A 6,398-nucleotide genomic window follows, 5' to 3' on the forward strand; every position below is an offset into this window, starting at 1 on the left:
TCGGCAGCCGGCCGCGACCGGCTCGGCGGCGGGCCATGTCATCAGGGTACGAGCCGCGCTTGAGCCGCTCTATGTCGGCTTCGTGGACCGCCCCATCCGGCGAGCACATGCTGTGAGCCCCCCTGTGAGCCCCGCTGTGGGCCACCTCCGAACCTCGGCACAGGCGGCCGGGACCCGCATGGCAACGTAAGGAGACACATGGCTGAGCAGACGACCGTGGTGCTGGTGCATGGCGCCTGGCACGACCACACCTGCTGGGATCTGCTGCGGGACGAACTCGGCGCACGGGGCATCCCGTCGACCGCCGTGCGGCTGCCCATGACCAGGCTGGACGTGGACGCCGCTGTCGTCCGCGCCGCCGTCCAGGCGCAGGGCGGCGAGGTGATCGTGGTGGGCCACTCATGGGGCGGCAGCCCCGTGACGCTCGGGGTGTCCGGGCTGCCTCAGGTGAAACACCTCATCTATCTCGCGGCCTTCATGACCGAGGCGGGTGTGCCGGTGACACCCCCGGATCAGCGGCGTGCGACCGAGGCCGGATCGGCGCAGGTGAACAGAGACGGCCACATCACCATCGACGCGTCACGGGCCAAGGAGGCGTTCTACCACGATGTGGGTGAGGAACTGGCGGAGCGCATGATCGCCACGATGCGCCCGGTCGCCGTCGGCGCCTTCAAGCCGATCACCGCCGACCGGGAGGCCGCGTGGCGCACCATCCCGACGACCTACGTGCTGTGCCAACAGGACCGGGTGATCCACCCCGAGGACCAGCGCGCCATGGCCCACAACGCCGATGAACTGGTGGAGTTCGACACCAGTCACTCACCGTTCCTGTCGCGGCCGGACCTGGTTGCCGATCTGATCGCCGACCGCTACGACCGCGTCCGCCGGGATGACACCTCCGCCACGCCATGACGGGGCACCGCGTGGTGCGGCACGGCGTGATGGGCCGTGGTGGGGTACGGCGTGGTGGGGCACAGCGCCGTCGAACTCTGAGGTCGAGCCGGTGACATGTGGCGACGGCGCTGAGCAGTAGCGCGAACGCCGTCGCCACATCGCCGGGTTGGGTGGGGGTCTTCACGTAGGTGCTTCGGGGCGGACGCTCCCCCGCGTCCGGCGGGCGAACTCGACACCGCCCACGACATCAACGACGTCCGCTTCCGAGGACGACGCTTCCTCCGACTCCACCGTGTGCTTGTCCAGCGTCGACTGCGTCGCGGTCGCCGTGGGCGGTGGCTCAGCCATCCGCTGCTGCTGACTGTTTTCCGCTCGGTCGGCCCCTCGCGTCCTGGCGCGGCATTGCCTGGTCCGCGCTGCCCAGCTCCTGAGTGTGCCCGCCTCCTGCGCTGCTTCGTGCGGAGTCCGTGTGCGCAGGGTGGCGGGTGTCCCATGTCTCCAGATCGACGACCCGATCGAGTGGGAAGAGGGCAAGTGTGCGGCCGTGAACGGTGAATACGCTGAGCGGCTCGGCGTCGAGGACGGTGGCGGCGACGTACGCTCCGATGATTCGTGTGTCGTCACACACGGCACCGATGCGGAGGAGGGACTGCGATTCGGTGGTGACTTCGTCGCCGCCGGCTCGCAGCACGATGCGCTGTTCGGTGGCTATCGCGCGCGTGGCGACGGCGACGGCGATGTTCTCCAGTCCGTCCGAGGCAACCGCGGCCAGGGCCCGTGCCCGCCGGATACGGAGACGCTCCAGGAGGAAGCGGTCACCGCCCCTGCCGAGAACGACGGGAATGCCACGGGACCGAGCCAGGGCGAGGCAGGTGGCCTGTGGATCGCGCTCCACCGCGACCACTTTGATGCCGAGCTGCCGTAGTTGCGCGGAGAGGCGCAGACCCACTTGGCCCAGTCCCACGACGATGACGTGGTTCCGGGTCGGGATGGAGCGGGATCCGAAGACGCTCGTCAACCGGTGCCCGGTGAGTCGGTCGACGACGCCGGCGGTGAAGACGGCGGCCAGGACCAGGGCGCCGAGCATCGAAGCGGCGGAGAGGATCTTGTACCAGCCCGGCCCGTGCTCGACGGCGGGGGAGGAACCGATGGTGGTGAGTGTCCGGGCGGCGTTCCAGACGGCGTCCGTCCAGTCCTCGTGGAGGACGGCCACACCTAGGGTGATGTCCGTGGCGAGAACCGTGAGCAGGGCGGTGAGACTCGCGACGAGGGCTCTGGCGGAGGTGCCGAGGGAACGGAACCAGTCTGAAGGGGTGGTGCGCGGCTGGGACGGCGTGTCCTTGCTCAGGGCACGCCTCGACAGGCGGTCGACTGTGGTGGTCGAGCCGTCCCGCCGTACGCCCATCACGCCCGTGCTCGCAGGGAGAAGGATGGCGTAGCGCGGTGCGAGACAACTGGCCAGGAGGCTGGGCAGGACGGCGTCGGTCATGCTGAGAACCGTGCAGTTGGGGATCGTCCGGGCGACCTCGTCGGCGACCGTACGGTCGAAGATGGTCACCACCAGGCGGACCCCCGGCCTCAGGTGTTCGACCAGCAGCGCATAGCGAAGGGCGACGATGTCGTCGCGGGAGACGATGGCGATGCCGTCGGTCGGCTCCTGGAGCTGCCGGCGCAGGGCGGCGTCGTCAGGCCGGGTCAGGCGGTGTGCTGTGCTGCCCCAACGCTCGGTCAGCACGGCGGCCGAGCAGCCGAGAGCTTCGTCGTCCTCGATGATGACGATGTGCTGCCCCGTGACTGGGGCGTGTGTGTGTCGGCGGGAGGTTGGCGGGCTCAAGTCGGCCTCTCTGCGGGGTACTGAGTCCGACCCCGCGCAGGGGACCGGCGTTGTCGGGGTGCTGGGGCCGAGGGTGTCCGGGCTGTCGCTGCCCGCGCCTCCGGGCCCATTCATTGAGCACCGCGTCACGCTGGGCCGGGGGCCATCCGCGGGGGCGTCCTTGTGGCGTATGTGCCGTAGGCAGTGGCCGCTGCCGGTGCCGTGGCACGGGGGCGGCATGGCCCGGTGTGTGGGCGTGCGGGACTTCAACGGTCCGGCCCAGCTTCGGAAGTGCCACCGGGTGAAGCCCTCGGTGGTGGCGCTGCTGACGAGGTCGGGGTACTCGGCAGCGCGTCGGGGCGCACTCCGGCCCTGAGCGGTCAACGGCTCCCGGTGGCCGTCGAGGTGGTGCCGAGAAGGGCGGCGAGGAACTGCGCCTTGTACTTCTGGCCGTCCACGCCGGTGATGATCTCCGGCGTGTGGATATCGCTGGGGACGGCGGGAGTCCGCACGCCACGGGCTTCCCGGCGGTCCACGACGAGCATTCCCCGGGTGTGTTCGCCCTGGAGCTCCACTGTGACGGGTAGGCGGGTGCTGGCGGTGACGAGACTCGGGTCCATGACGATTCCCATCAGTAGCCCGCAGTGCAGCGCGCATTCGCGCACCCCGAGGATCGCTTCGTAGGCATCGAGATAGAACGGCACGAGGCGGGTCAGATGTACGACTGCGCGATGTGCGGAGGCGGCGAGACTGTTCAGGTCGTCCTGGGTGAGGCGGACATCCATGGTCACGTCCAGCGGGAGGATCGTCAGGGGTACGCCATGGGCGAGGACGATACGGAGAGCCTCGGGATCACCGTCGAGATTCGCTTCGGCGACCGGTGAGGTGTTTCCGGAGACGCTGACGGCGCCACCCATCCAGACCACCTTCCGTACGGACTTCATGGTCTGAGGTTCGAGAAGACAGGCCAGGGCCACGTTGGTGAGGCGGCCCATGGCCACGATGGTGACCTCGGAAGGGTTCGACGCCACCATTTCGAGGATCCGCTGCACCGCGTGGCCGGGAACCGGTCGCGTTCGCAGCACGGGGGCGGGCAGAGATCCTCGCCCTTCGATCCCATGGATCTGGGGAGCTGCACCGCACCCCTGGATGATCGGCCCCTGCGCGCCTCGTGCGACCGGGATGTCGGTCTGTGTCAGCTCCAGCAGTTCCAGGGCGTTCCGTGTGCAGGAGTCGACATCGGAGTTGCCGTGCACGGTGGTGATCAGTTCGATCGGGGCGTTGTCCAGCAGCGCGTGGACGAGTGCCATCGCATCGTCGATGCCGGTATCGGTGTCGACGACGAGCACGCCGGGTGAGGGGGTCATACGGAATTCCTTCGAAGGTTTTGAGGGCGCGAGGGTCGGATGGGACGAGGGCTACCGGCCGTCGGTGGAGGCGATGGCCCGGACGGGGGCTCCGTCGGCGCCTGCCGGCTTCAGCGGCAGGCAGGTCACGTTCAGGGGGCCCGGTCCGACCCGCGACAGGTCGAGCCCTTCGACGATGTGGCACTCCGCGCCGAGGAGCAGTTTGTGGATGCGCAGGCCGGTGGCATGGTCGCGGTGGACGGAGGGCTGCTCCAGGCCGATCATCCGGGTGCCCGCCTGTGCGAGGGCTTCGGATATGCCTCTGCCCGGTCGTGGAGGGAGTGGGTCAAGTCGATGATGGGCGCCATGGGGCCCTTTCTCTGCATTACCTGGCGAGCGGGATCGTCCTATCATCTGATGTTAGGAGGGAGATGGTCAGTCTTCAAGGGTCGAGGCGGGGCGGAGGTGAGGGTGCCGCTCACGGCTCCCTGAGGACATTGCTCGGCAGATCCAGCAGGATCTGATCGATCAGCGCCTTCCTGCCGGGGCCAAGCCGCCGACGGAACCGAAGCTCGCGGCACGGTTCGATGTGAGCCGCAGCGTCATCCACGAAGGCGGAAGGATCCTGTCCCAGCTGGGAGGCGTGGACATCCGGCCGGGGCGGGGAAGGACCGGCGCGGAAGTCGACGGTGCGGGCTATTTGGCGTCCCAGCCGGAGACTGCCGAAGAGGACGAAGCCATCTCCCAGGCCGTCAGAGCCCATCGCCAGCGGGTGCCCGAGGCTGTGGAGTTCTCCCATTCCATCGTGACCAGTGGTGCGGAGCCGCTGCCCACACCGATTCGGGCTCCGGCGAATTTTTCACCTTCGATGGTCTCGGGCCGCGGGGCGGCGGTGACCGCGCGGGCCGCTTCGGGGGACTGCGTCACGGCGCAGAGCCGTTCCCGCGAGGTGCCGTCGTCCCCGGCGTGGGCGCCGATGGCGAAGAGGGCGAGTCCGGGCAGTTGGTTCTGGCGGTCCTTGCCGTAGAAGGTGGCGTGGCAGGTGTCGTCGCCGACGCAGTCGGCGGCCACCCGGTAGGCCGGGTCGGTTGCCACGGACTCGTTCAGAACAGCAGCCGGTCGAGCAGCTCCGCGCGGGTGTGGACGGCGAGTTTGGTGTAGATGGACTTGACGTGGTCCTTGACCGTGTGGCGGCTGATGACCAGGGTGGCCGCGATCTCATCGTCGCGGCGGCCGGCCAGGACATGGGTGGCGATCTCGATCTCGCGCGGGGTGAGCAGCGCCCGTTGCGTCGGGCTGATGGTGCGCGAGGAGGTGCCGCGCCTGGCGATGACCGACACGATCACGTCGGGCTGACCCGGCAGGCGCTGCGAGGTGACCGTGAGGTGCAGCTCCGTTCCCTGGCCGTCGGCGGCCGACCAGGAGGCCACGGCGGACTCGTCGTCGCAGTCGAGCAGCCGCTCGACCTCCGGGCGGGCGGCCCCGAGCCGGTCGAACAGGGCGAGTGCGGGCGCGTTGAAGTGGCGTTGGGCCAGGCCCAGGTCGGTCAGCACCACCGGGGTGCCGCACCGGTCGAGCGCCGCGGTCAACTGGGTGCGCTCCCGTTCCGTCGCGGCGCTCCGACGCACCGCGGACACGGCGATACCCAGCACGGTGGCCGCCACCTGTGCCGCGTCGCGGTCCGCTTCGGTGAACTCCGGCTGTTCGTCCCGCCGGGCCAGATTCAGGGTTCCGGCCACCTCGTCGCCGACGACCAAGGGGGCGCAGAGCACGCGTGCCATGGCGTGCGGGGCGAACACCTCGTGCACGACCGGGAGCTTCAGCCACTCCTCCCGGGGCATCAGCGAGTCACTGTCGTAGACCTTTCGGTCACGCAGGGCGTTCTGGACGATGGGATCGTGGTCGCGGCCGAAGCGTTCGTAGCTGCGCTGGTAGTAGTTGCCCAGGCCCCGTATCTCGGCGGCGATGGGGCGCCCGGTCGCGTGGTCGTGCAGGTAGACACCGGCGGCGAAGGACCCGAGCCGGCCCGGAGCCTCGTCGAGGAAACGTTCCAGCAGCCGCTGGAGGGAAGGTGAGGTGACCAGTTCGGCGACGAACACGGGCGACAGCTGCCGGACCGGCTCCGGTAGGGCTCTGCTCATGGCGTCCTCCGCTCTGGATTCCGCTCCTGATCCGCTCGGCGGGGCGGGCCGCGCCGAGGCGACCGCCCGGATGAGCGCGGATCCACCTTCCACGACGGCGGCGTCGGGCGTCAACCGTCGGGGTCTGCTGAACGGACCGGCCGGCCGCAGCAGGCGGGAGGACGGGCGGGACATGGGGCGCCGAGGGCCCGCCCGGGTGCGGGC

8 protein-coding genes and 1 pseudogene are annotated in these 6,398 nt (G+C 69.6%); 3 read left to right on the top strand and 6 right to left on the bottom strand.

The window, feature by feature from the left end:
• Positions 1–198 precede the first annotated feature (198 nt).
• Entirely contained in the window at positions 199–912 is a 714-nt protein-coding gene (locus tag ACFXAZ_RS21100) for an alpha/beta hydrolase (RefSeq protein ID WP_384593235.1), read from the top strand.
• A gap of 162 nt (positions 913–1,074) precedes the next feature.
• Here the strand turns inward: ACFXAZ_RS21100 and ACFXAZ_RS21105 are convergent, their stop codons facing one another.
• The 4 genes from ACFXAZ_RS21105 to ACFXAZ_RS21120 all read right to left on the bottom strand — a co-directional run bounded on the left by ACFXAZ_RS21105 (position 1,075) and on the right by ACFXAZ_RS21120 (position 4,338).
• The gene (locus tag ACFXAZ_RS21105) at positions 1,075–1,242 is read right to left on the bottom strand and encodes a hypothetical protein (protein WP_384593238.1); all 168 of its coding nucleotides are present in this window, start codon (positions 1,240–1,242) and stop codon (positions 1,075–1,077) included.
• Positions 1,235–2,728: an NAD-binding protein gene (locus ACFXAZ_RS21110; RefSeq protein ID WP_384593241.1), complete on the bottom strand. Its 1,494-nt coding sequence runs from the start codon at positions 2,726–2,728 to the stop codon at positions 1,235–1,237. Before ACFXAZ_RS21110 ends, ACFXAZ_RS21105 begins: the two co-directional genes overlap by 8 nt.
• A 359-nt stretch (positions 2,729–3,087) precedes the next feature.
• Positions 3,088–4,074, bottom strand: coding sequence for a nucleoside hydrolase (locus tag ACFXAZ_RS21115; protein ID WP_384593244.1), 987 nt, complete (start codon positions 4,072–4,074; stop codon positions 3,088–3,090).
• A 51-nt stretch (positions 4,075–4,125) separates the two neighbouring features.
• Positions 4,126–4,338: a hypothetical protein gene (locus ACFXAZ_RS21120; RefSeq protein WP_384593247.1), complete on the bottom strand. Its 213-nt coding sequence runs from the start codon at positions 4,336–4,338 to the stop codon at positions 4,126–4,128.
• A 211-nt stretch (positions 4,339–4,549) separates the two neighbouring features.
• Here ACFXAZ_RS21120 and ACFXAZ_RS21125 point away from each other — a divergent pair.
• Positions 4,550–4,708 (top strand): annotated as a pseudogene (locus ACFXAZ_RS21125) (GntR family transcriptional regulator); the annotation flags it as partial.
• 41 nt (positions 4,709–4,749) lie between these two features.
• On the opposite strand, the gene ACFXAZ_RS21130 reads toward ACFXAZ_RS21125, so the two are convergent.
• The gene (locus tag ACFXAZ_RS21130; RefSeq protein WP_384593249.1) at positions 4,750–5,148 is read right to left on the bottom strand and encodes a hypothetical protein; all 399 of its coding nucleotides are present in this window, start codon (positions 5,146–5,148) and stop codon (positions 4,750–4,752) included.
• Between the two features lie 8 nt (positions 5,149–5,156).
• Positions 5,157–6,194: a LuxR C-terminal-related transcriptional regulator gene (locus ACFXAZ_RS21135; protein ID WP_384593252.1), complete on the bottom strand. Its 1,038-nt coding sequence runs from the start codon at positions 6,192–6,194 to the stop codon at positions 5,157–5,159.
• On the opposite strand from ACFXAZ_RS21135, the gene ACFXAZ_RS21140 reads away from it, so the two are divergent.
• Positions 6,193–6,398: hypothetical protein (locus tag ACFXAZ_RS21140; RefSeq protein WP_384593255.1), on the top strand; the 206-nt coding region annotated here is incomplete at its 3' end. The genes ACFXAZ_RS21135 and ACFXAZ_RS21140 overlap by 2 nt on opposite strands.

It is taken from the genome of Streptomyces sp. NPDC059477 (genome assembly GCF_042749375.1).
GTDB lineage: Bacteria > Actinomycetota > Actinomycetes > Streptomycetales > Streptomycetaceae > Streptomyces.